This is a genomic window from Mycobacterium talmoniae (genome assembly GCF_001854525.1).
GTDB lineage: Bacteria > Actinomycetota > Actinomycetes > Mycobacteriales > Mycobacteriaceae > Mycobacterium > Mycobacterium talmoniae.
Window position 1 is genome coordinate 20,978 of record NZ_MLQM01000013.1, and the last position, 22,286, is coordinate 43,263.

Consider the following 22,286-nt stretch of genomic DNA (forward strand, 5'->3'; position numbering starts at 1 on the left):
GTTCCGGGTCGCCGCGGCGGGGCGCCACCGGTGGTTAAGGCGGCCATCCTGGCGGGCCCACCCGCGGTGTCCGTAATCTGGCGGGCATGCGGATGCGCGGGGCGGTTCGACGGATGGCCGTCGTGGGGTGCGCGGGGTTGCTGGTGTTGACCGGCTGCGCGCATTTCAACGACGCCCAGTCGGAGCCGTTTACCACCGAACCGCAGCGCAAACCCCCGGCCACCTCGACGCCTCCCCCGCCGCCGCCGCTGCCGGCCACCCCGTTCCCCAAGCAGTGCCCGGCACCGAACGTCATGCAGGGCTGCCTGGAGAGCACCAGCGGGCTGATCATGCTCGGCGACAGCAAGTCGGCGCTGGTCGCCGAGCGGACCACCGGCGCCATCAAGGAGATCTCGCTGAGCGCCGAGCCGAAGGTCAAGACGGTCATCGGCGTGGACCCGTCCGGTGACGGCGGGTTGTTGGACATTGTGCGCTCCCCGACGTATTCGCAGGACCGGCTGATGTACGCCTACATCAGCACGCCCACCGACAACCGGGTCATCCGGATCGCCGACGGCGACGTCCCCAAAGACATCCTGACCGGGATCCCCAAGGGGGCCACCGGGAATTCCGGCGCGCTGATCTTCACCAGCCGCACCACCCTGGTGGTGCTGACCGGCGACGCCGGCGATCCCGCCGCCGCGGCCGACCCCGCCTCGCGCGCCGGCAAGGTGCTGCGGCTCGAGCAGCCCACCACCGTCGACCCGGCGCCGCCGACCACGGCCCTGGCCGGGATGGGCGCCGGCGGCGGCATGTGCATCGATCCGGTCGACGGTTCGCTCTACATCACCGACCGCACCCCCACCGGGGATCGGCTGCAGCGCATCACCAAGGAGTCGCAGACCTCGACGGTGTGGACGTGGCCCGATAAGCCCGGGGTGGGCGGCTGCGCGGCGTTGGACGGCACCGTGTTGGTCAACCTGGTCAACACCAAGCAGACGGTGGCGGTGCGGCTGGCGCCGGGCACCGGCGCGGTCACCAGCGAACCCGAGGTGTTGCGCGACAACGACGTCCACAAGCATGCCTGGGCGATCGCGCTGGCCCCGGACGGCAACCTGTGGGGCGCGACGGTGAACAAGAGCTTCGGCGACGCCGAAAAACTCGACGACGTGGTCTTCCCGTTGCTGTCGGCGGGCGGCGGCGGCTTCCCACGCAGCAACGACGACAAGACCTGATCGCGGCGTCGCCGCGGCCTTTGCGCCGAGCGTGCGCTGAGGGCGGGATTTGGGCCGAAAACCCGCCACCAGTGCACGTTCGGCGACGCCCGGACCGCGATTGTGGCGACGCGTCACGCCGACGAAATTGGTGCGTTCTGACCCCATGCGGCGCCCTTAGGATCGGATGCAGTGGGCCGCGCTTGGGGGAGCGCGGCCCACCAGGACTCGGGGGAACCATCGTGAGCCAGCTGCTTGTCGACGCGCGCGCCGGGGTCGACGCCGTGGCTGCGCTGCTGGACGCGTTGGCCGGCACGGCGGCGCGCGGCGACCTGCCCGGCGCCGGCCTGCTGGCTCGGGTGGCCGCCGCCGCGCCGGCGTTGGCGGCGCTGGCCAGCGCGCCGGGCCCGGACCAGCCCTACTCGCGCACCATCCTGCGCGCCGACGAGCGTGTCGAGATCATGATCGCCCGCTGGCGTCCGGGGCAGAGCTGCGCGCCGCACGACCACGGCGGGTCCGGCGGATTCGTCGTCGCGGTCGAGGGTGACTTTCACGAGCGGCGGTTCGGCTGGGAGGGCCCGCGCCTGGTGCCGGTCGAGGCGGCGGTGCGGGCCGAGGGCGCGCCGATTCCGATCACGCCCGACGTGATTCACGATATGACGGCCGGCGCGACGGGATTGTCGCTGCATTGCTACAGCCCGCCGCCGACTCGGATGCGGGTGTTCGATCTGGACCGCGCCGAGGCGTTGGATCTGGTCGGCGACTACGGCGCCTGGATTCCTGCCGGGGACCACCCGCGCCTGCCGTTCGCCGACATCGCACCCAAACACGCTGCGGTCCCGGTGATCTGGGTTTCCTACACCACCCACTACCGCGGCGGTTCGGCGGAGTTCGCGACGGCGGCGGCCACCATGACCCGCGAATTGGCCGCCGCGCATCCCGACGCCGAGGTGGTCGTCACCGGCGTGCACCACAAAAGCGAGTTCGTCGGCGAGCTGGCCCGGCTGGCCGATGCCGGGCGGGTGATCGACCAACTGCACCTGATCAGCCATGCCGGCCTGTACGGCCCGATGTTCGGCTCCACCGACTGGCCCGAACAGTTCTCACCACATGAGTGGCGAACGATGCCGATTCCGTTCTCCCCCACCGGGCGAGCCTACTTCCACGCCTGCCGCACGGCACGCTGGTTTGCCCCGTTCTTCGCCGACGTGTTCGGGGTGCCCAGTTACGGCAACCGCAACTACACCACCGTGTCGGCGCACAAAGACCATTTCGCGTGGGCGGGTCGCCGACCGGAGGCCCGCCCGAATCTTTATCTGATCGCCACGCCGGGTAAAAAGTCGCACGGCTGGGTCGGATCCGTCCGCAAGTACCTCGGCGGCGCGGCCGAGCCGCTGGTCGAATACCGGCCCGCCGCAACGCGGCCGGACCGCTCCTATGATCGGGTGGCCGAGCCCTACGACCGCGCCTACGCCGATATCCGGGTCCGCGAACGCGAGTGGCGTTGGGTCGCCGACCGCGCCGCGCGGGCCGCCGCCGAATTCGGCCGGCCGCTGCGGATACTCGATATCGGCTGCGGCACCGGAGCGTTGCTGCGCGCCCTGGACGATGCGGGCCACCTCGGCACCGGGATCGGTGTGGACAGTTCCGCGCAGATGCTGGCCCGCGCCGCCGCGCGCAACGGCGAGCGCGACCGGCTGCGGTTCGCCCTGGTCGACGACCCAACCCTGGATCTGCCCGACGACCACGTCGACGTGGTGGTGTCGTTCCTGTCGTTTCGGTACCTGGACTGGGACCCGGTCATGGACGAGATCCGGCGGGTCCTGGTCGCCGGCGGCCGGCTGTGGGTGGTGGACATGGTCGAGCGGCCGGCGCGGTGGTCGGAGCTGGGCACGCTGGCGCGCTCCGCGGTCGCGCACTGGCGTGCGCCACGTCGCCGGCCGGGCTTCGCCGCCGACCTGGCCGCGCTCACCCGCCACCCGGACTGGCAGGAGATGCTGCGGCACAACCCGATCCGCGCCGAACACGAATACCGGTGGTATTTCTCCAGCCGGTTCCCGGGCCGGCGGCTGGACCTGTTGACGACGACGTTGTCGCAGCGGGTGGTGGCGTTCGACTCGGGACCGCTGGCCAAGGGACGCACCGAGCCGCTCAGCTACCCATGACGGCGCTGGGCGTCGTCGATTGGGGCATCGGCGGCATCGGGTTGGTGCAAGCGCTGGAGAAGGCGGCGCCCGGACTGCCGGTGCTGTACTGGTCGGACACCGGAGCACTCCCCTACGGCCGGATGCGCACCGGCCAGTTGACCGCGCGGTTATCCGCCGTGCTCGACCGGCTGAGCGAGATGGGCGCCAGCGAAGCCGTCTTGGCCTGTAACGCCGCCAGCACCGTGGTGGAACATCTTGGCGCCGTCGCGATTCCGGTACACGGCATCATCGACTGCGGCGTGGCGTCGGTGCCCGATGCCGCGGCCACGGTCGGGGTCATCGGAGGCCGGCGCACCATCGCCGCCGGCCACTACCGGCGCGGGCTGGCCCGCCCGGGCCGGGTGGTGCTGTCCCGGGTGGCCCAGCCGCTGTCGGCGCACATCGAGGCCGGCCGGACCGGCTCGGCGGCATTCCGCGCCGACCTGGCGCGGATTCTCGCCCCGTTGCGGGGCGTGGAGGCCCTGGTGCTGGCCTGCACCCACTACCCCGCCGCGCGCCGCTGGTTTTCGGCCGCGCTGCCGGACGCACTGCTGATCGACCCGGCGCAGCGGTTGGCCGCCGCGGTCGCCGAGCGCCATCCGCAGGCCCGCGGTGCACCGCGGCCGGCCGAGCGGACCTTCGTCACCACCGGAGACCCCGAGGCGATGCGGCGCGCCGCGTTGGCCGCGTGGGGTGTCGAGGTGGCGGCCGCTCGGGTGCACAGGCACTGAACGGCGGCCTCCTGGGCGCCGAGCCGCGGCGCACGGCCCGACTCCGCCATCCTGAAGAAACCCCTTAACCGCGTTCAGTCCGCTCTCAGTTAAGGTGGATGCGCGGCCGATCCGCATCCACGCCCACCTGGAATGCGAAACCGCTGTACGCACACCATGTTCGCCGTCACTCGAAACCTCGCGGGGCGGACAGCCGGAGGGGACCACGCGGCCGTGCACCCCCAAGGGCCGGCGCCGCGGCAACGGACCGGACCCCGGCGTGAGCTGCACTGACCTGCGGCAACATCACCAGCCGGGGCCGGCGCCGAGACGATTCCGTCCAATTTTTTGGACCTTTTTGTTTCTTCTTAACCTACTGTCAGGTAACGTCCCAGTCTGGTCGTGGTGCTCGTCACGGCCAGGCATTGAAGGAGACCTATGCAACTTGCAACGCGCCCCTGGATCACCGCCGGTGTCGCCCTCGCCGGCGCCAGCGTCATCGCCGTCACCCCGGTGGCGGCACACCTGCCCGAGATCCAGGTCCCCGACATCCAACTCGCCGCCGCCGGCGACTTCGACCCCATCGGAACGTGGGAGAACGTCCTGCAGACGACGTCTACCAACGCCACCGGCATCTGGGATCACTTCTCGGCGGCCCCGTTCCCGGTGGCGCAGCAGGTCCTGGCCAACCAGGTCGGCTACATCGAAGAGTTTCTCAAGGACCCCGCCAGCATCGCGAACGTTCCCGGCGAGATCTTCAAGAACCTCGAGTCAGCCCTCGCCACCCCGTTTGAGCCGTTCTTACCGGCGGGCGGCGCCACCGACACCCTGTACCAATCGCTCGACGACGTGGTCAAAGGTACCGGGCTCATCGGCAGCGTCCTCACGCATGAGGGGCTTTTCCAGCTCGTCCAGGGGCTGCTTCCGTCCCTGATCACCGATAAGAACCTGGAGCCGATCGTTGCTCAACTGCTGGATTTTGTCGGTTCCCCGGCTAGCGGTGTCCTCATCGGTGCACTGGGTACGACGCTCAGTCCCATGCTGCAGTTCGGCAGCGATATCACCGGCATCTTTGACGCGCTGACCAGCGGTAACCCCCTGACGGCGTTCGAAGACGTGATTGACATGCCGGCCAACCTCACCAACGCGTTCCTCAACGGCTACGGCGAGGTAGACCTGCTGCCGATCTTGACGCAATTGGGAATCACGTTGCCGTCCATTTCACTGCTTGGGTTGGACACCAACATCTCGGACCTCAGCTTGGACTTCGGTGGGCTGCTCAGCCCCGCGGGGTCGCTTTTCGACGCGGTTGGTCTGGGTGTGGACGCCGATCTATTGGGCAGCACGGTCAACCTGTTCGACCTGCCCGGCGTCGCGGTCGGACCGATTGCGTCGATGGTGGAGTTGGCCCAGGCCATCGCGATGGACATCGGCTGGTCGGGCACCGGTATGCCGCTGGACATTCTGGCCAGCCTGTTCTGAGTCCCCCCGACTCCTGCCGGTAGGCAGGTACCAACAGCGATCGGCCCCCTTCCCCCCGAGGGGGCCGATCGTTGTTCCAGGCTTCCCACCCGGACGGCCCGCAACGGCCCGTCGGCCCGCGTCAGCTACACGCGGCCAGCACCAGCTCCCGCACCCGCGCGGCGTCGGCCTGGCCCTTGGTGGCCTTCATCACCGCACCGACGATGGCGCCCGCGGCTTGCACCTTGCCGCCGCGGATCTTCTCGGCCACATCGGGATTGGCGGCCAGCGCCTCGTCGACGGCCGCCTGGATCAGCGAGTCGTCGCGCACCACCGCCAGGCCGCGCGCGGTCATCACCTGCTCGGGCCCGCCCTCGCCGGCCAGCACCCCCTCAACGACCTGGCGGGCCAGCTTGTTGGACAGCTTGCCCGCATCGACCAGCGCCACCACCTCGGCGACCTGCTTGGGCGTGATCGCCAGCTCATCGAGTTGCACACCGGCCTCATTGGCCTTTTGCACCAAGAAGTTTCCCCACCAGGCTCGGGCGTCCTTGCTGGAGGCGCCGTGCTCGACGGTGGCGGCGACCAACTCCACCGCGCCGTTGTTGACCAGGTCGCGCATCACCTCGTCGGAGATGTCCCACTCCTGCTGAATCTTCTTGCGCGCCAACCACGGCAGCTCCGGAATGGTGGTGCGCAACCGCTCTACCAGCTCGCGGCTGGGCGCCACCGGCTCCAGGTCGGGTTCGGGGAAATAGCGGTAGTCCTCCGCGGTCTCCTTGGTGCGGCCCGGGCTGGTGTAGCCGGACTCGTGAAAGTGCCGGGTCTCCTGGGTCACCCGGCCACCGGAGGTCAACACCGCGCCCTGGCGCCGCATCTCGTAGGTGACCGCAACCTCGACGCTCTTGAGCGAGTTGACGTTCTTGGTCTCGGTGCGGGTGCCGAACTCGGCGGCGCCCGTCGGCTTCAGCGACACGTTGGCGTCGCACCGCATCGAGCCCTGGTCCATCCGCACATCGGACACCCCCAACGCGCGCAACAGGTCCCGCAGCGCGGTCACATACGCGCGGGCGATCTGCGGGGCGCGCTCACCGGCACCGACGATCGGTTTGGTGACGATCTCGATCAGCGGCACCCCGGAGCGGTTGTAGTCGATCAGCGACTCGGTGGCGCCCTCGATGCGACCGGTCTCACTGCCCAGATGGGTCAGCTTGCCGGTGTCCTCTTCCATGTGGGCGCGCTCGATGTCCACCCGCCAGCTCGAACCGTCCTCCAGTGGCACATCGAGGTAGCCGTTGATCGCGATGGGTTCGTCGTACTGCGAGATCTGATAGTTCTTCGGCATGTCCGGGTAGAAGTAGTTCTTCCGGGCGAACCGGCACCACGGGACGATCTCGCAGTTCAGCGCCAGGCCGATCCGGATCGCCGATTCGACGGCGGCGGAGTTGAGCACCGGCAGCGACCCGGGCAACCCCAGGCACACCGGGCACACCTGGGTGTTGGGTTCGGCACCGAAGGTGGTGGCGCAGCCGCAGAACATCTTGGTGGCGGTGGACAGTTCGACGTGCACTTCCAAACCCAGGACGGGGTCAAAGCGGGCGAGGACGTCGTCGTAGTCCAGCAGGTCGGCGGCGGCGGTGCTCATGCCGCGAGTCTATTCGGCGGCAATTAGCGTCCGTCGGGGCACCGAGCCGTGGTTACGCTCAGCGGGTGATGCGGGCAGGGGTGGCGCTGTCGATTGCGCTGCTGATCGGGGTGGGCGCGGCCGGGCGCGCCGAGGCCGCGCCGGCCACCGACGTCGTCACCGTCGCGGCCGTCGATGGCCACGGGCAGCCGATCAACGGCTATCGGGTGAGCCCGCCGGACGGTGAGGTCAGCGACTGCACCAAACCGTCACCGTCGGCGGTCAGCGACAACATCTACTTCTGCTATCCCTACGCGGCCTACGCCCACAGCTGCTGGCCGGCGCCCCCGGGTGCGCTGCTGTGCGTGACGTCCCCGTGGGACCGGCAACTGCACCGGGTGACCTACGCCGGCGCGCTGCCGCCGGTGCGGCCGCTGGCTACGCCGCAGCCGTTTGCGCTGGTCCTCGACGACGGCACCCAATGCCGCATCCGCTACGGCGGGGCGTGGGGTGCCCGCAGCGACGGCTACGCCGCGGCCTACGGCTGCCCGGCCGATGTCAGCGTCCTCGGCAAGACCGGCGCTAATCCCCCGCCGGTGATCGACCGCAGTTCAGCGGCGTGGACGGTGCAGGTGGGCCCCACTGCCAGCGTCACCGCCGACTACCCGCCGCCGCAGACCCGCACCGTCCGCACCGCCTGGGTCGCCGGCAACGCAAACGCGGCCTAAGCGGCCCGACTGTGCACAGCGGCGCGTGTCGCGATCGAAAGCTCGGTACGCTGCCACACGTGACCGAGGATTCCGGCGACCTGGAAAGCCGGGTGAGTGCGCTGGAGGCGCGGGTCAATGAACTGACCCAGCAGTTGCAGCACACCAAGCAGGACGCGGCGGCCGCGCGGGTACTGGCCGGCGGCGCCGATCGCGACGTCGAAGAGATGCGGGGGGAGATCCGCGATCTTCGGGAGGATCTGCGGGGCGAAATGGGCGACCTGCGGGGTGAAATGGGCGACCTGCGCGGCGAGATGCGGGATTTCCACCGAGCCACAACGGCCAGCTTCAATGCCATGCGCGACGACTTCACCGACCTGCGCGGCGAGTTCACCGACCTGCGCACGCAGATGAACGACGGGTTTGTCGAAATGCGCGGACGGCTGGATGCCACCGCGGCCGGGCTCACCCAGATCACGAGCCTGCTGACCCGGCTGACCGGCGACACCGACGACGACGCCGCGCCGGAGTGATCGGGCGCTTCCCGCCCCGGTTACACCGGCCAGTCCTCCATCCGGTAGGCCGCATCCCAGAACATCCACTCATAGCGCGCCGTGGTGTGGAAGTGCCGACGCATCAACGCCAGTTCCCGCTGCGACGCCCGGGCGCCGATCCGGTCGGTGACCTCCAACACCGCGTCCACCACGGCTTGGTACTCCTGCCCCGCGTACATGTCGATCCACCGCTGATACAGCGGATCATCCGAGCCGGCGACCTGCAAATGTTCGCCCACCCGTGCGTAGATCCAGTAGCAGGGCAGTACCGCGGCGACGGCCTCGGCGTAGCAACCCCCGTACGCGGTGGCCAACAGATAGCTGACGTAGGCCTGGGTGGCCGGGGTGATCGGCAGCGACACCGCCTCGCCGGCGTCCACGCCCAGCGCGGCGAGCAGTTCGGCGTGCAGCTGCTGCTCGGCGGCGATGGCGGCGCCGGCGTGGTCGGCGAACATCGCCGCCTCGGTGTCGCCGGGCGCTTTGGCCGCGCACACCGCCAGTGCCCGCGCATAGCCGCGCAGATAGTGGCCGTCCTGCACCACGTAGTAGCGAAACCGGTCGTGGCCCAACGTCCCGTCGGTGAGCCCGGTGACAAACGGATGCGCGCAGATACCCCGGTAGATGTCGGTGACGTCGGCCCAAAGCAGATCCCGTGTGCGGTCGGCCATGCCACACGGTAACTCGCTACTATTCGCTGCAACGCAAACCGACGAGGGGGGCATCGACCCAATGCCCGATCGCAATGTGCTCGGTGGCCCGCTGGAACCGTGCGGCACCGATCCGGTCACCGGCTTCTACCGCGACGGCTGTTGCTCGACGGGCCCGGAGGATCTCGGCCTGCATACCATCTGCGCGGTGGTGACCGGCGAGTTCCTGCAGCACCAGCGCTCAATCGGCAACGATCTATCCACGCCGGTACCGGCGTACCAATTTCCGGGGCTCACGCCCGGCGACCGCTGGTGCGTCACCGCGGCCAACTGGTTGCGTGCCCACCTGGACGGCTACGCGGCGCCGGTGGTGCTGGCGGCCACCCACGAACGCACCCTCGAGGTGGTGAGCCTGGAGGTGCTCCGGCAGTACGCGGTCGACGTGCCCGACGACCTGGGCGGCCTGTGATCAGACCGCGGGATACAGCTCGGCCAGCGCGGCCGCCAACTCCAGGTAGCCGCGCCTGCTGTCCTTGCTCAACCGCTCCAGCATCAGCCCCCGGTCCTCCGCGAGATGCCGATCGAACGGGAGCGCGACGAACCGTGCGGCCGGGAACTGCCGAGATATCTTCTCGAGCTCGGTGCCTACCGCGGCGTCGGGCGCCCCTGCCTCGGTTTGGTTGACCGCCAGCACCATTGACTCGAGCAGATACTGATATCCGTTGTTGCGCAACCAGTCTAGTGTGGTTCGAGTTCTTGTGATCGCGTCGATAGCGGCGCTGCTGACCACGACGATGGCTCGGGACCGCCGCAACGCGGCTGTCACCAGACCGGATTTGAAGGTCTTACCGCAGTCGGTCAATACCACCGAGTAGTGGTGGCGGAGCTTCTCGAACGCTTTGGCAAAATCGTCGCGTTCGACGCGTCGCGCCCGCTGGCCGCCGTTGCCGGCACCGAGCACTTCCAGACCCGACGCGTTCATGTGGGTGTGCGCCCGCACGTCCAGATACCGGGTGGCGGCCCGGTCGGTGACCAGGTCGAATAGGTCCAGCGGGCTCCGGCCGCCGTGTCGGTCGGCCAGGTCGCCGGCATCGAGGTCCACCGCGATGACCCGGTCCCCGCGCACGTCGGCGAAGGTGGACCCGAGTGCCTCCACCACCGTGGTGGTGCCGACATCGCCTTTCAGGTTGAAAACCGCAACGGGGAACACGGTGTCCACCGACGCCCGGATCCGATCCCGCAACTGGAGTTCGTAGAGCCGCGCTTTGCTCGGCCCCAGCTTGATCCCCGGGACCCGGGAAACCCGTTCACGCCAACCGGCCTGGGTGCGGGGGCGCGGTGCCCCACCGGGCATCCGCTGGCTGGGCGCGACGGCGATGGGGGTCGTGACCCGATCCGAACCGGGCGGATTGGCAGGATACTGCTCAAGCACCCCGCAATAGGGATCGCGGTGCCTCATAGCTTCGACCGTAACACCGGTCCCCAGGTCCGAAAGCCCGTCAATGTTCTTGATTGCGTGAAACATTCGTGACGCACAGGTGAACACGAACCGGCGCCCGAGTAACCGCCGCGGGGTCTACCCGAAGAAGGCGGCGGCGTCGTCGTAGCGGCTCTGCGGCACCAACTTCAGCTGGCGAACCGCGTCGGCCAGCGGAACCCGGTCGATTTCCTGCCCGCGCAGCGACACCATCATCCCGTACTCACCGGCGTGGGCGGCGTCGGCGGCGTTGACCCCGAACCGGGTGGCCAGCACCCGGTCGTAGGCGGTCGGGGTGCCGCCGCGTTGCACGTGACCCAGCACCGTGACCCGCACATCCTTTTTGACCCGCTTCTCGATTTCCACCGCGAGCTGGGCGGCCACCCCGGTGAACCGCTCGTGCCCGAATTCGTCGAGGCCACCCTGCCGCAGCTCCATCGAGCCCGGCGCCGGTTTGGCACCCTCGGCGACCACGCAGATGAAATGCGAGGAGCCGTGCTGGAACCGCTTTTTGACCAGCCGGCACACATCCTCGACGTCGAACGGCTGCTCGGGGATCAGCGTCGCGTGCGCGCCGGTTGCCAGCCCGGCGTTCAGCGCGATCCAGCCGGCGTGCCGGCCCATCACCTCGACCAGCATCACCCGCTGATGGGATTCGGCGGTGGAATGCAGCCGGTCGATGGCGTCGGTCGCGACCTGCAGCGCGGTGTCGTGGCCGAATGTGACGTCGGTGCAGTCGATGTCGTTGTCGATGGTTTTGGGCACCCCGACCACCGGCACGTTCTCCTCGGACAGCCAGTGCGCCGCGGTCAGCGTGCCCTCGCCGCCGATCGGGATCAGCACGTCGATGCCGTTGTCGTCCAGCGTCTGCTTGACCTGCTCCAGGCCGGCACGCAGTTTGTCCGGATGCACCCGGGCGGTGCCCAGCATGGTGCCGCCCTTGGCCAGCAGCCGGTCGTTGCGGTCGTCGTTGTACAGCTGGACGCGCCGGTTTTCCAGCAGGCCACGCCAGCCGTCCTGGAACCCGACCACCGTCGAGCCGTACCGCGCGTCGCAGGTGCGCACCACCGCGCGAATGACCGCGTTCAGCCCAGGACAGTCGCCGCCGCCGGTAAGCACTCCGATCCGCATAGCCCTATCTTGCCGGGTGTCGACTTCCCCCGCGAGCAGACGCAGAATCGCACCAAAGCAGCGCGGGTAATGCGAATCTGCGTCTGCTCGCGCCAGAGGACGCGCTAGACAGTGGGCGCCGTCGGCAGCGCGCCGCGGGCGGCCTCGTAGGCCGCGCCCACCCGGTAGAGCCGGTCATCGGCCAGCGCCGGCGCCATGATCTGCAGCCCCACCGGCAGCCCGTCGTCCGGTGACAGCCCCGACGGCACCGACATGCCGCAGTGCCCGGCCAGGTTCAGCGGCAGCGTGCACAGGTCGAACAGGTACATCGCCAGCGGGTCGTCGACCTTCTCCCCCAGCCGGAACGCGGTGGTCGGGGTGGCCGGCGACACCAGCACGTCGACGGACTGATACGCCTGGTCCAGGTCACGGGCGATCAGGGTGCGCACCTTCTGCGCCTGGTTGTAGTAAGCGTCGTAGTAGCCGGCCGACAACGCGTAGGTGCCGATCATGATGCGCCGCTTGACTTCTGGGCCGAACCCGGCGGCCCGGGTCGCCGCCATCACCTCTTCGGCGCTGTGGTCACCGTCGTCGCCGACGCGCAGCCCGAAGCGCATCGCGTCGAAGCGGGCCAGGTTACTCGACACCTCCGACGGCAGGATCAGGTAGTAGGCGGCCAGCGCGTACTCGATGTGCGGGCAGTCCACCTCGCTCACCTCGGCGCCCAGCGCGGTCAGCTGGGCCACGGCGTCGTTGAACGACGCCAGCACCCCGGCCTGATAGCCCTCGCCGCTGTGCAGCTGGCGCACCACCCCGACGCGCACCCCGCGCAGGTCCCCGGCCGCCCCGGCGCGCGCGGCGGCGACGACGTCGGGCACCGCCGCGGTCAGCGAGGTGGAGTCCCGCGCGTCGTGTCCGGCGATCACCGCGTGCAGCAGCGCGGTGTCCAGCACCGTGCGCGCGCACGGGCCGCCCTGGTCCAGCGACGACGCGCACGCCACCAGCCCGTAGCGGCTCACCGTGCCGTAGGTGGGTTTGACCCCGACGGTGGAGGTCAGCGCCGCCGGCTGGCGGATCGAGCCGCCGGTGTCGGTGCCGATGGCCAGCGGCGCCTGGAAGGCGGCCAGCGCCGCCGCGCTGCCGCCGCCGGAGCCGCCGGGCACCCGCTCGACGTCCCACGGGTTGCGGGTCGGGCCAAAGGCGGAGTTCTCCGTCGAGGAGCCCATTGCGAACTCGTCCATGTTGGTTTTGCCCAGGATCGGGATGCCGGCCGCGCGCAGCCGCACCGTCACGGTCGCGTCGTACGGGGCGTGCCAGCCCTCCAGGATCTTCGACCCACAGGTGGTGGGCATGTCGGTGGTGGTGAACACGTCCTTGAGCGCCAGCGGCACCCCGGCCAGCGGCGACGGCAGCGTCTCCCCGGCGGCCAGCGCCGCGTCGACGGCGGCCGCCGCGGCCAGCGCCTCATCGGCGGCGACGTGCAAAAACGCCCCGTAGCGTTCGTCGGTGGCCGCGATCTGGTCCAGGCAGGCCTGGGTGACCTCGACCGAGGACAGCTCCCCCGCGGCAATCGCCGCGGCCAGCGTGGCGGCGTCGGACCGGATCACGTCGCTCACTGTTCGTCTCCCAGGATCTGCGGGACGGCGAACCGGCCGTCGGCGGCTTTGGGCGCCGCGGCCAGCGCCTGCTCCTGGGTCAGGCCGGGCACCACCGCGTCGGCGCGGGTGACGTTGACGTCTTTGAGCGGATTGTCGGTGGGTTCGACCCCGGTGACGTCGACGGCCTGGATCGCGCTGACGTGGGTCAAGATGGCGTCGAGCTGGCCGGCGTAACTGTCCAGTTCGGCGTCGGTCAACGCCAACCGGGCCAGCCGGGCCAGATGGGCCACCTCGTCTCGAGAGATCTGGGACACGAGGGAAAAGCCTAGCCCGGCGACGGGTCCGCGCGTTGAGCGGCCAGCGTGATGCCAACTTCACGTTCGGCGGGCCGCGACCCGCTATGCGACAGTGTTGCGTGTGCCTTCATATCTGTTGCGGGTCCAGCTCGAAGACCGCCCGGGCGCCCTGGGATCGCTGGCGGTAGCGCTCGGTTCGGTCGGCGCGGACATCCTGTCGCTGGACGTGATCGACCGTGGGCCGGGCTACGCGGTCGACGATCTGGTGGTCGAGCTGCCGGCCGGGGCGATGCCGGACACGCTGATCACGGCCGCCGAGGCCCTCACCGGGATCTGGGTGGACAGCGTGCGCCCGCACACCGGGCTGTTGGAGGCGCACCGCGAATTGGAGCTCGTCGACCACATCGCCGCCACCGGCGACCGGGCAGCCCGGCTGCAGGTGCTCGCCGACGAGGCGCCGCGGGTGCTGCGGGTGGGCTGGTGCACGGTGCTGGGCCGCCCCCGCGCGTCGGCCACCGGGTTCGCGCGCATCGTCGGCAGCCCCGGCGCGCCGGAAACCGAGCCGGACACCGCGCCCTGGCTGCCGCTGGACCGCGCCGAGGCGTTGGACGGCACCGCCGACTGGGTGCCGTCGGTGTGGCGGGAGATGGACACCGCGTTGGCCGCCGCGCCGCTGGGCGATCCGCACACCGCGGTGCTGCTGGGCCGTCCGGGCGGGCCGGGGTTTCGGCCCTCGGAGGTCGCGCGGCTGGGCTATCTGGCCGGCATTGTCGCGACCCTGCTGGGCTGAGCGATCAGCTCAGGTCCACCGTCGGCGGGTCCTTGGACAGGTCGGCCTTGCCGTAGATCGGCTGGGTGACGGTGCCGTTCCAGGTGTCGCCGCTGCGGGTGCGCGCGGTCAGCGGAAACACGATTTGACCGTTGATCCTGGCCTGCAGGTCGTAGCCGGAGGCCTCCAGCTTCAGGCCGCTGATGTCCGGCGTGCCCCAGGCGGCGGTGCCGTCGACCAGCTCGTACTTGTAGACCCGCTGCGGGCAGTCCGGCGGCGACAGCTGGTTGCTGGCGGTGCATTTTTGCAGCGCCGTCATGATCGCCGACGAGATGGCCTTGTTGCCCTTGTCGCTGACCGCGAAGTCGATGTCGAGGTAGGCCTCGCCGGACAGGCCCAGGTCGTTGAGCAGCAGCGGCTTTTTCACGTTGACGGTCAGGTTGGGGTTCTCGCTGCCCAGGTCGACCCAGCCGGGGAAGACGTAGACCGGGGATTCGGACAGCGACTTGCCAAACGCCGTCAGGGTCTTCATCGCTTCGTTGTTGACCGAACTGCGGCTGGTGTCGAGCTTGATCGCCGCGTGCTCCAGCCGCCACTTTTTGTTCGATTTCTTCACCGAGATGGTTTCGTCGGAGGTTTGATCCCCGAACTTCGCCGACACGTGCACGCGGCCGTAGCCGTAGGTGGCGTCGTCACCGAGGATCTTGATGTCGGTGATGGGCCACTTGTCGATCTGCTTCTGCAGAATCTCGTCGGTCAGCAGCTCTTTCGATGCGGGTTGGTCAGTGCTGTAGGACAGCGCCTTGTCGGCGTCGCCTTTGGCCAACGCTTCGAGATAGGCCTTCACCACCTCGCCCGCGGTGCCGCTGTCGCTGCCGCCGCTGAACGCCACGACCGAGATCACCACAATGATCACCAGCAAGACCGCGCCGCCCACCGAGCCCCAGATGATCAGCGGCTTACGGTTGCGCGGCGGCTGCGGCGGGACGCCCAGCTCACCGTAGGGCTGCGGGCCGCCCGTCGGCGACCACACCGGCTGCTGGTAGGCGGGCTCATACCCACCCCCGTACGGGTATCCGGCGGCCGGCTGCCCCGGCTGCGCTTGGCCGCCCGACCAGGGCGCGTTGGGCGAGGCCCAACCCTCACCGGGGTTGGGATTGCCCCCGAATTGCGAACCCGGCCCTTCGGTCACAGCAACCTCCTGTAGCAGCACCCGTTGGGAGGACCGCTACCGGAAAATCGGAGCACATCCGCGCGCGCTGTGGTCGACAAACACGAGAATTGTAAGCATGAGCTGAGACTGCGGTTGACGCGAATATCGCCCGCCGGTTACGCCGGGTCTTGCGGCGGCCCCTCGGCCAGCAACTTGCGGAAACCGTCCTCGTCCAAAATCGGCACCCCCAGTTCGACGGCCTTGTCGTATTTGGAGCCGGGCGCATCCCCGGCGACCAGGTAGGCGGTCTTTTTCGACACCGAACCGGCGGCCTTGCCGCCGCGGGCCACGATCGCCTCTTTGGCGTCGTCGCGGGAAAACCCGGTCAGCGAGCCGGTGACCACGATGGACATCCCCTCGAGGGTGCGTTCGATGCGGGTGTCGCGTTCGTCGGCCATCCGCACCCCGGCGGCCCGCCACTTGTCGACGATGGCGCGGTGCCAGTCGACGGTGAACCATTCGGTGACCGCGGCGGCGATGGTGGGCCCCACCCCCTCGACGGCGGCCAGTTGCTCGGTGGAGGCCTCGGTAATGGCGTCCAGGCTGCCGAACTCGCCGGCCAACGCGCGGGCGGCGGTCGGGCCGACGTGGCGGATGGACAGCGCCACCAGCACCCGCCACAGCGGCTGGCCCTTGGCCTTGTCGAGGTTGGCCAGCAGCCGTTTGCCGTTGGCCGACACCACCCCCTTGTTGGTGGTGAACAGGTCGGTGCGCAGCAGGTCGTCCTCGGTGAGGGTGAACAGGTCGCCCTCGTCGGTGATGACCCCGGCGGCCAGCAGCGCGGTGGCCGCCTCATACCCCAGCGCCTCGATGTCGAAGGCGCCGCGGCCGGCGACGTGAAATACCCGCTCCCGCAGCTGCGCGGGGCACGACCGCGAGTTGGGGCAGCGGATGTCGACGTCGCCCTCCTTGGCCGGGGCGAGGGTGGCACCGCATTCCGGGCAGTGGGTGGGCATGACGAATTCGCGCTCGGAGCCGTCGCGCAGGTCGACCACCGGCCCCAGCACCTCCGGAATCACGTCGCCGGCCTTGCGGATCACCACGGTGTCGCCGATCAGCACGCCCTTGCGTTTGACCTCCGCGGCGTTGTGCAAGGTGGCCAGGCCCACCGTCGACCCGGCCACCTTGACCGGAGTCATGTAGGCGAACGGGGTGACCCGGCCGGTGCGCCCGACGTTGACCCGGATGTCGAGCAGCTTGGTGGTGGCCTCCTCGGGCGGGTACTTGTAGGCCACCGCCCAGCGCGGCGCCCGCGAGGTGGAGCCCAGCCGACGCTGCAGCGCGATCTCGTCGACTTTGACCACCACACCGTCGATCTCGTGGATCACGTCGTGGCGGTGCTCGGCCCAGTAGTCGATGCGCTGCTGGACGGCGGCCATGGAATCGACCTGGGTGGTGTGCTCGGAGACCGGCAAACCCCACGCCTTCAGCGCCAGATACGCGTCGTGCAACGTGCTCGGCCGGAACCCTTCGGTGTGCCCGACGCCGTGGCAGATCATCCGCAGCCGCCGGCGCGCGGTCACCGCGGGGTTCTTTTGCCGCAGCGACCCGGCGGCGCTGTTGCGGGGGTTGGCGAACGGGGGTTTGCCGTCCTCGACCAGGCTGGCGTTGAGCGCCTCGAAGTCGGCCAGCCGGAAGAACACCTCGCCGCGCACCTCCAGCACGGCCGGGATCGGGTAGTCGTCGCTGGGGGTCAGCCGCTCCGGGATGTCGTCGATGGTGCGGGCGTTGAGCGTGACGTCCTCACCGGTGCGGCCGTCGCCGCGGGTGGCGGCCCGGGTGAGCCGACCGTCGCGGTACACCAGCGACAGCGCGACGCCGTCGATCTTGAGCTCGCACAGATAGTGCGCGTCGGCGCCCACCTCGTCGGCGATCCGCGCCGCCCAGGCGGTGAGTTCGTCGGCGCTGAACACGTTGTCCAGGCTCAGCATCCGTTCCAGGTGGGCGGCCTCGGCGAAATCGGTGGCGAACCCGGCGCCGCCGACCAGCTGGGTCGGCGAATCGGGGGTGCGCAGTTCGGGGTGCTCGTCCTCGAGGGTCTGCAGCCGACGCAGCAGCTCGTCGAATTCGCCGTCGGAGATGATCGGCGCATCGCGCACGTAGTAGCGGAACTGGTGCTCGCGGACCTCGTCGGCCAGTTCCTGCCACTGCCGTCGGATCTGCGGTGCGACGCTGTCCGCCTCTGAGGTGCTCACCTCCGCAGGTTATCGCTGGACGCCGACGGGCCGCGGGGTATGCCCGCGTGCGTCAGTCCTCGACGTACGCGCGCAGCCGGTCGATCGCGGCGTCCCACCGTCGCGACAACCCGGTGAGGTAGTCGCTGGCCTCGGCGAGTTGCCGAGTCTGCACGGTCCAGATGCGCTCGCGGCCACGGCGGTGGCTGCTGACCAGGCCGACCGCCTCCATCAGCTGCAGGTGCTTGGTGGCGGCCTGGCGGCTCACCGAAATCGCCTGGGTGACTTGGGATGTCGAGCAGGGGCCGCCGTCACACAGCCGGCTCACGATACGCAGCCGGTTCGGGTCCCCGAGCGCATCGAAGAGCGGGGCCGGTTCCAGCGTCGCCGTCACACTCGCTGCCCCGATGCCAGGTACTTGGCCACCAGCTCGACCTGGTGGGCCCAGCCGCCGCTGTTGGCCTCGAAGGCGGACGATCGACGGGGTTCGGGCAGCGCGTCGAACCCGGATTCGGTGATGGTGAGCAGCACCCCGTCGGGTGTTTCGGCCAGGGTGAATTCCACCAGCGTGGTCGGCTCGTCGTCGAAGTCCGGCTCGCCCGCGCACGGGTGCCAGCGGTAGGCGAATCGCCGCGGCTCCTCCAGCGCCACGATCTGCCAGGTGCTCCGATTCCCGGCATGCGGCTGCTGAAGCTTGGCGACCTCCGCGTCGACGCTGGTCGGGGTGATCGTGCCGGTCACCGATGTGCCGGCGACGAAGGGCCCGTCGAACCGGACACCGAACCACCGTCCGAACTGTTCCGCGTCGCTGATCGCGCGCCACACGCGGTCCAGCGGCGCCCGCAACACCACCCGCTTCTCGATCCGATCGGTACTCATACGCAACCTCCTGGTTGCTTATCAGTACAACACGCTTCCGGTAGATGCGCAACCTTTTGGTTGCGCTAAGTGGGTGGCGCGGCGGTTGCCGCGTAGCGACGGCGCTCGGGGTTGCGCCCAGCCGCTAGTGCACAGCCCCGGGGCGCAATCTCAACGCTGCGGCGGGTATCGAACCTGTGCGTATGGCACCGAACCTGCGGTGAGGGCGTCGAGTCTGCGCTCACGGCACCGAGTCTGCAGTGACGGCATCGAGCCTGCGTCCAGGGCGCCGAGCCTGCGCTCACGGCACCGAGCCTGCGCTCAGGCCCAGTATCGGCGCGAAAACACGGCCTCACCGCAGGGTCGGTGCCCTCACCGCAGACTCGATGCCCTCACCGCAGGGTCGATGCCCTCACCGCAGACTCGATGCCACCACCGCAGACTCGATGCCGCCACCGCAGGCTCGACGGCCGCGCCGGGTCAGCTCGTCGGCAGGTCCGCGACGTGGGTCGGATTGGGCAGGTTCAACGGCGTGTTGTAGTCGTGCAGCTCAAATGTGGTGCGCGGCGCGGCATCACCGAGCGCGAGCGCGACGCTGTGGACGTAACCATCGGCGCCGACGCCGTAATCAATCGTGGTCGGCAGCGGGATCTTATCGGCGGGGATCCCACCCGGGATGTTCTCCGACGACAGCGCCGAGCGGAACTTCGCGGGATCCAACTCGGCGCGGTAGACGGTGACCTCGGTGCCGCGCACGGTCTGGCTGCCCTGGTCGGAGACCGTGGTGATCGCCTGGGCCGCGGGCGCGAAGTACATCGAGACGACCATGGTGCCGCCCTGACCGCCGCCGGGGGCGCGGAACCAGGTGTCGGCGGTCACCGACGGATCGGATTCGCCGAACGCCTGATTGTAGATGCCCCCGCGCACCAGGTATTCCGAGCCGCGCAGCAACGATTCCTGTTTGGTCGGCCCGATCGGCCCGCCGCTGATCTCCATCACCTGATAGATGACGTTGTCCTTGACCGAGACCTCCATGTGGCTCGAGGTCGTCATTTGACTCCCGCCGCCCAGGTCCATGTTCGGCATCGACAGCTCGGCCTGGTAGGTGTCGAGACCGTCCATCTTCTTCAGCGCGGCCAACAGCGTTTCCTTGGGATCCCCGCCGGTCGCGGAATTCGCCCCGCCCGATTTGGAATGCGCGGCCGACGATCCGTGCCCCGCAGCACCCCCGCAGCCCACGATCAGGAGACCCACACATCCGAGGATCCAAGCGACCCGCCAGCCTCGCGTCATCATGGCCTCAATCTAACCGGCCGCCGGTGGGCTTTCTCACACCGCGTCGACGTCGGCGGCGATGGCCTCGGCAGCCTTGCACACCAGCTCGATTGCGGTGCGCGCCCAGCCCGGGGTGGCCCCGGCCAGGCCGCAGGCCGGGGTGAGCCCGATGCGGTCGGCCAACACCGCGCGGGGAAACCCGATCCGGTCGGTCACCGCGGCCACCGCCTGGGCGACCTGTTCGACCGACGGGGTGCGCGCCGGCGCGGTCGTGGCCAGCACGCCCAGCACGACGGTGCGTCCGGAGTCGACGAACTCGGCGATCCCGTCGAGATCGGCGGGCCGCAAGCTCGTCGCATCCACCGCCACCGCACCAACGGCACTCTGCTGCAACAGTTTCCACGGCAGATCGGGGGCGCAGGAATGCACCAGGACGTCGGTGCCGCCGGCGTGCACACACCCGTCGAGCAGCCCGCTGGCCACCGCCGCGTCCACCGGCGGCACCGGGGGCAAGGCGGTCACCCCGGCCAGCCGACCGGCCACCGCCGCGGGCAGCGACGGCTCGTCGAATTGCACCACCACCGGGGTATCCAGCCGGCGCGACAGCGTCGCCCGGTGCTCGGCGATCCCCTCGGCCAGCGATGCCGCCAGGTCGCGCAGCGCACCGGGGTCGGTGACCGCCCGATGTCCGTTGGACAATTCCAGCTCGGCGGCCAGGGTCAGCGGGCCGGGCGCTTGCACCTTGACCGGGCGTCCGCTGCCGCGCAGACCCGCGGTCTCCCAGGCTTCCTCCAGCGCGTCGAGGTCCTCGTCGAGCAGGTTTTTCGCGCGCCGGGTCACCTTGCCGGGCCGGGCGGTGATGCGGTAGCCGCGCGGCACGGTGTCGAGCGCCACATCGATCAGCAGCGCCCCCGCACGACCGATCAGGTCGGCGCCCACCCCGCGGGCGGGCAACTCGACCAGGTGGGCCAGCGTGCCGGCCAGCTCACCGACGACGATTTCGGCGGCCTGCCGAGGCGACGTGCCGGGCCAGGAGCCGATGCCGGTCGCGGTTGCGAAAACACTCACCGAGCAACCGTATTGGAACCACGGTGACCGGCGGTGAGCCGGGCGGGGTTGCGTCGCGCAGGGCGCCCCGGTCAGCGCGGCCGGTAGACGTGCGCCCGATGCGTGATAGCGACGACGAGCACGACGTGGTGATCGTCGTCGATGCGGACCAGAACCCGGTAGTCGCCACGGCGGGCGCTGCGGTACGACGCCAGTTCGGCGCGCAGGGGCTTGCTGAGCCGGTGCGGATTATCCGCGAGGGCGCCGGTGACGAACTCCACGATGGCCGTGGCGATCTTGGGCGGGAGTCGTGCCAGATCGCGCTGCGCGGATGCGTCGACCTCGATGCGGTACCGACCCGCCGGAGGAGTCACCGTGGCGGTAATCCAAATTGCTCGCGGAGCTCCTCACCACTGGCGGTCGCCCCCTCGGCGTATTCGCGCTCCCCTTGAGCAATGTCGGACAGGATCCCCGGCCGGGAGAGCCAATAGACGGTCTCCTGCAACGATTCCAGGTCGTCCGCCGACATCAGCACCGCGGCCGGACGGCCGTGCTTGGTGATCGTGATGATGTCGTGCGTCAATTCGGCGTCGTCGACAAGAGCGGAGAGCTTGTCTTTGGCCTCACCCAGCGGTACGCAGCGCATATCCCGATAATAGCCCTGGTTTAGCCATACTTATAGCCAAATTCCATGCTCAGTGGTCGCGGCGGGCCCAATGCGTGCCGGAGCCGTCACCGCCGCGCCCCCTGTCCGTCCCGGGCCCGTAACCCGTCAACGAGCAGATCCAGCAGCCGGTTGGCCTGCTCGCGCTGATCCGGGGCACCGGCGGCCAGCACGACACCGACCAGGCTGGCGGTGACGTCGTCGGCCGGCACGTCGGCGCGCAGGCTGCCGGCCGCGGCCCCGGCGTCGAGCAGGGTCTGGATCGCGGCGTTGAGCCGTTCCCGGGTCTGCAGCGACGTGATCGCCCCGGCGGCGATCACCGCGCGCAGCGCCTCGGCCATCCCGCGCTTGGTCGCCACGAACTCCAGGTAGCGCCCCATCCAGGTGCGCAGCGCGCGATCGGGTGCCAGCGTCGCGACCAGGTCGCCGGCGCCGTCGCACAGCCGGGCCAGCTCGCTGCGGTACACCGCCTCGACCAGCGCCTCACGGGACGGGAAGTTCCGGTACAGCGTGCCGATACCGACGCCGGCGTCGCGCGCGATGGCCTCCAGGGCCACGGTGTCTTGCCCGCCGGAGAACGCCGCGACGGCGGCCTCGATGAGCCGTTCGCGGTTGCGCCGCGCGTCGGCACGCTCCCGAACCATATCCGGAGGGACCTCCGCTTCTGCTACGGTGTTGATGCGGAGGATCCTCCGCATCACTGACGAACATGCTACGACGGGA

Annotated in this window: 23 protein-coding genes; 8 read left to right on the forward strand and 15 right to left on the reverse strand. The window is 69.7% G+C overall.

What is annotated here, in order from left to right; all coding sequences use genetic code 11:
- The first annotated feature begins 86 nt into the window (after positions 1-86).
- The 4 genes from BKN37_RS04625 to gjpA all read left to right on the forward strand — a co-directional run bounded on the left by BKN37_RS04625 (position 87) and on the right by gjpA (position 5,571).
- Complete coding sequence (locus tag BKN37_RS04625; RefSeq protein WP_083341568.1) at positions 87-1,214, forward strand: PQQ-dependent sugar dehydrogenase; 1,128 nt, start codon at positions 87-89, stop codon at positions 1,212-1,214.
- Between the two features lie 221 nt (positions 1,215-1,435).
- Complete coding sequence (locus BKN37_RS04630) at positions 1,436-3,358, forward strand: methyltransferase domain-containing protein (RefSeq protein WP_071022311.1); 1,923 nt, start codon at positions 1,436-1,438, stop codon at positions 3,356-3,358.
- Positions 3,355-4,110, forward strand: a complete 756-nt coding sequence (locus tag BKN37_RS04635; RefSeq protein WP_071022315.1) for a glutamate racemase — start codon at positions 3,355-3,357, stop codon at positions 4,108-4,110. The genes BKN37_RS04630 and BKN37_RS04635 overlap by 4 nt, the downstream gene beginning before the upstream one ends.
- A 417-nt stretch (positions 4,111-4,527) precedes the next feature.
- Positions 4,528-5,571 carry an outer membrane porin GjpA gene (gene gjpA, locus BKN37_RS04640; protein ID WP_071022318.1) on the forward strand — a complete coding sequence of 348 codons (1,044 nt, stop codon included), beginning with the start codon at positions 4,528-4,530 and terminating at the stop codon, positions 5,569-5,571.
- A 121-nt stretch (positions 5,572-5,692) separates the two neighbouring features.
- On the opposite strand, the gene gatB is transcribed toward gjpA, so the two are convergent.
- Complete coding sequence (gatB, locus tag BKN37_RS04645; protein ID WP_071022320.1) at positions 5,693-7,195, reverse strand: Asp-tRNA(Asn)/Glu-tRNA(Gln) amidotransferase subunit GatB; 1,503 nt, start codon at positions 7,193-7,195, stop codon at positions 5,693-5,695.
- A 68-nt stretch (positions 7,196-7,263) separates the two neighbouring features.
- Here gatB and BKN37_RS04650 point away from each other — a divergent pair, with 68 nt between their 5' ends.
- Both BKN37_RS04650 and BKN37_RS04655 read left to right on the forward strand, forming a co-directional pair.
- Positions 7,264-7,902 carry a hypothetical protein gene (locus BKN37_RS04650; protein WP_071022321.1) on the forward strand — a complete coding sequence of 213 codons (639 nt, stop codon included), beginning with the start codon at positions 7,264-7,266 and terminating at the stop codon, positions 7,900-7,902.
- A gap of 59 nt (positions 7,903-7,961) precedes the next feature.
- On the forward strand, positions 7,962-8,414 hold the full coding sequence (locus BKN37_RS04655; RefSeq protein ID WP_071022324.1) for a hypothetical protein: 453 nt from the start codon (positions 7,962-7,964) through the stop codon (positions 8,412-8,414).
- A gap of 20 nt (positions 8,415-8,434) precedes the next feature.
- Here the strand turns inward: BKN37_RS04655 and tenA are convergent, their stop codons facing one another.
- A complete protein-coding gene (gene tenA, locus BKN37_RS04660; protein ID WP_071022327.1) occupies positions 8,435-9,103 on the reverse strand; it encodes a thiaminase II in 669 nt (222 codons plus the stop codon).
- A 61-nt stretch (positions 9,104-9,164) separates the two neighbouring features.
- Between tenA and BKN37_RS04665 the strand changes: the two genes are divergently transcribed.
- A complete protein-coding gene (locus BKN37_RS04665) occupies positions 9,165-9,551 on the forward strand; it encodes a DUF2237 family protein (RefSeq protein ID WP_071022329.1) in 387 nt (128 codons plus the stop codon).
- Here BKN37_RS04665 and BKN37_RS04670 read toward each other — a convergent pair whose 3' ends face one another.
- The 4 genes from BKN37_RS04670 to gatC all read right to left on the reverse strand — a co-directional run bounded on the left by BKN37_RS04670 (position 9,552) and on the right by gatC (position 13,581).
- A complete protein-coding gene (locus tag BKN37_RS04670) occupies positions 9,552-10,541 on the reverse strand; it encodes a MinD/ParA family ATP-binding protein (protein WP_242657078.1) in 990 nt (329 codons plus the stop codon).
- Positions 10,542-10,658: 117 nt separating this feature from the next.
- A complete protein-coding gene (locus tag BKN37_RS04675) occupies positions 10,659-11,690 on the reverse strand; it encodes an ATP-dependent 6-phosphofructokinase (protein WP_071022333.1) in 1,032 nt (343 codons plus the stop codon).
- A gap of 104 nt (positions 11,691-11,794) precedes the next feature.
- A complete protein-coding gene (gene gatA / locus BKN37_RS04680; protein ID WP_071022336.1) occupies positions 11,795-13,285 on the reverse strand; it encodes an Asp-tRNA(Asn)/Glu-tRNA(Gln) amidotransferase subunit GatA in 1,491 nt (496 codons plus the stop codon).
- Entirely contained in the window at positions 13,282-13,581 is a 300-nt protein-coding gene (gene gatC, locus BKN37_RS04685) for an Asp-tRNA(Asn)/Glu-tRNA(Gln) amidotransferase subunit GatC (protein WP_071022340.1), read from the reverse strand. The genes gatA and gatC overlap by 4 nt, the downstream gene beginning before the upstream one ends.
- Positions 13,582-13,684: 103 nt before the next feature.
- Here gatC and BKN37_RS04690 point away from each other — a divergent pair, with 103 nt between their 5' ends.
- Positions 13,685-14,353 (forward strand): ACT domain-containing protein, encoded by a 669-nt coding sequence (locus BKN37_RS04690; RefSeq protein ID WP_083341569.1) that lies wholly within the window; start codon positions 13,685-13,687, stop codon positions 14,351-14,353.
- 4 nt (positions 14,354-14,357) lie between these two features.
- Here BKN37_RS04690 and BKN37_RS04695 read toward each other — a convergent pair whose 3' ends face one another.
- From BKN37_RS04695 to BKN37_RS04735, 9 genes are all read right to left on the reverse strand, one after another.
- Positions 14,358-15,524 (reverse strand): DUF4878 domain-containing protein, encoded by a 1,167-nt coding sequence (locus BKN37_RS04695; RefSeq protein ID WP_071022413.1) that lies wholly within the window; start codon positions 15,522-15,524, stop codon positions 14,358-14,360.
- A 137-nt stretch (positions 15,525-15,661) separates the two neighbouring features.
- Complete coding sequence (gene ligA / locus BKN37_RS04700; RefSeq protein WP_071022347.1) at positions 15,662-17,740, reverse strand: NAD-dependent DNA ligase LigA; 2,079 nt, start codon at positions 17,738-17,740, stop codon at positions 15,662-15,664.
- 52 nt (positions 17,741-17,792) lie between these two features.
- On the reverse strand, positions 17,793-18,113 hold the full coding sequence (locus tag BKN37_RS04705) for an ArsR/SmtB family transcription factor (protein WP_071022350.1): 321 nt from the start codon (positions 18,111-18,113) through the stop codon (positions 17,793-17,795).
- Entirely contained in the window at positions 18,110-18,598 is a 489-nt protein-coding gene (locus BKN37_RS04710) for an SRPBCC family protein (RefSeq protein WP_071022354.1), read from the reverse strand. Before BKN37_RS04710 ends, BKN37_RS04705 begins: the two co-directional genes overlap by 4 nt.
- Positions 18,599-19,057: 459 nt before the next feature.
- Positions 19,058-19,831, reverse strand: a complete 774-nt coding sequence (locus BKN37_RS04715; RefSeq protein ID WP_071022358.1) for a hypothetical protein — start codon at positions 19,829-19,831, stop codon at positions 19,058-19,060.
- A gap of 75 nt (positions 19,832-19,906) precedes the next feature.
- A complete protein-coding gene (locus tag BKN37_RS04720; RefSeq protein WP_071022361.1) occupies positions 19,907-20,920 on the reverse strand; it encodes a uroporphyrinogen decarboxylase/cobalamine-independent methonine synthase family protein in 1,014 nt (337 codons plus the stop codon).
- A 71-nt stretch (positions 20,921-20,991) separates the two neighbouring features.
- Positions 20,992-21,273, reverse strand: coding sequence for a type II toxin-antitoxin system RelE family toxin (locus BKN37_RS04725; RefSeq protein WP_242657079.1), 282 nt, complete (start codon positions 21,271-21,273; stop codon positions 20,992-20,994).
- Entirely contained in the window at positions 21,270-21,545 is a 276-nt protein-coding gene (locus tag BKN37_RS04730; RefSeq protein WP_071022371.1) for a type II toxin-antitoxin system Phd/YefM family antitoxin, read from the reverse strand. The genes BKN37_RS04725 and BKN37_RS04730 overlap by 4 nt, the downstream gene beginning before the upstream one ends.
- An 86-nt stretch (positions 21,546-21,631) precedes the next feature.
- Positions 21,632-22,207, reverse strand: a complete 576-nt coding sequence (locus tag BKN37_RS04735; protein WP_071022374.1) for a TetR/AcrR family transcriptional regulator — start codon at positions 22,205-22,207, stop codon at positions 21,632-21,634.
- Positions 22,208-22,286 lie beyond the last annotated feature (79 nt).

Bases quoted from the DNA above. Each gene is read 5' to 3' on its own strand.
- BKN37_RS04635 (WP_071022315.1), top strand. From the start codon at position 3,355: ATGACGGCGCTGGGCGTCGTCGATTGGGGCATCGGCGGCATCGGGTTG.
- BKN37_RS04625 (WP_083341568.1), top strand. From the start codon at position 87: ATGCGGATGCGCGGGGCGGTTCGACGGATGGCCGTCGTGGGGTGCGCG.
- BKN37_RS04670 (WP_242657078.1), bottom strand. From the start codon at position 10,541: ATGAGGCACCGCGATCCCTATTGCGGGGTGCTTGAGCAGTATCCTGCC.
- BKN37_RS04710 (WP_071022354.1), bottom strand. From the start codon at position 18,598: ATGAGTACCGATCGGATCGAGAAGCGGGTGGTGTTGCGGGCGCCGCTG.
- tenA (WP_071022327.1), bottom strand. From the start codon at position 9,103: ATGGCCGACCGCACACGGGATCTGCTTTGGGCCGACGTCACCGACATC.
- BKN37_RS04730 (WP_071022371.1), bottom strand. From the start codon at position 21,545: ATGCGCTGCGTACCGCTGGGTGAGGCCAAAGACAAGCTCTCCGCTCTT.
- BKN37_RS04650 (WP_071022321.1), top strand. From the start codon at position 7,264: ATGCGGGCAGGGGTGGCGCTGTCGATTGCGCTGCTGATCGGGGTGGGC.
- gjpA (WP_071022318.1), top strand. From the start codon at position 4,528: ATGCAACTTGCAACGCGCCCCTGGATCACCGCCGGTGTCGCCCTCGCC.
- gatB (WP_071022320.1), bottom strand. From the start codon at position 7,195: ATGAGCACCGCCGCCGCCGACCTGCTGGACTACGACGACGTCCTCGCC.
- BKN37_RS04735 (WP_071022374.1), bottom strand. From the start codon at position 22,207: ATGGTTCGGGAGCGTGCCGACGCGCGGCGCAACCGCGAACGGCTCATC.
- BKN37_RS04675 (WP_071022333.1), bottom strand. From the start codon at position 11,690: ATGCGGATCGGAGTGCTTACCGGCGGCGGCGACTGTCCTGGGCTGAAC.
- BKN37_RS04665 (WP_071022329.1), top strand. From the start codon at position 9,165: ATGCCCGATCGCAATGTGCTCGGTGGCCCGCTGGAACCGTGCGGCACC.